At 46.8% G+C, this 626-nt stretch carries 1 protein-coding gene; it reads left to right on the plus strand.

The features are described from left to right. Positions 1-626, plus strand: a 626-nt coding sequence (locus GY683_RS04035; protein WP_297287529.1) for a tetratricopeptide repeat protein, incomplete at both ends; no start/stop codon positions are given.

Consider the following 626-nt stretch of genomic DNA (forward strand, 5'->3'; position numbering starts at 1 on the left):
GACGCCAAAGATGTTGCCTTGGAGGACCGTCAATCTCAAATCGACCGATGGGTTAAAAAATACAAAGAACTAAATGAACAACTTGAACGACGGTCTGCCAAGAATCCATTAGTGGCCCAAGCCAAAGCAAGATTGGATGAAGGTGATCTGGAAGGTGCCGAGGCGCTACTGCTCCAATCCCTGGAACAGCATCTGCGCAATATTGAAAAAGAAAAACAATCCGCGGCCTCAGACGCATTTGAACTGGCCGGCATAAAACAACTACAGTTAGATTTTAAAAGCGCACGTTCATATTATCAAAAAGCGGTCGAACTGGATCCACAAAACAGCCTTTTCTTAAATGACTATGGTGCTATTCTTGATGAGCTTGGAGAATATGACAAGGCCATCGAGTATTATGAAAAAGCGCTGGCCATCGACATAAAAACCTATGGCGATCAGCATCCCGACGTGGCCCGTGATCTGAACAACCTTGGTTCGGCGTGGAACTCCCTTGGCGAGTATGACAAGGCCATCGAGTATTATAAAGAGGCGCTGGCAATCGACATAAAAGACTATGGCGATCAGCATCCCAAAGTGGCCACTTATCTGAGCAACCTTAGTATGGCGTGGGACTCCCTTGGCGA

This window comes from Moraxella sp., assembly GCF_024227015.1.
Lineage (GTDB): Bacteria > Pseudomonadota > Gammaproteobacteria > Pseudomonadales > Moraxellaceae > Moraxella.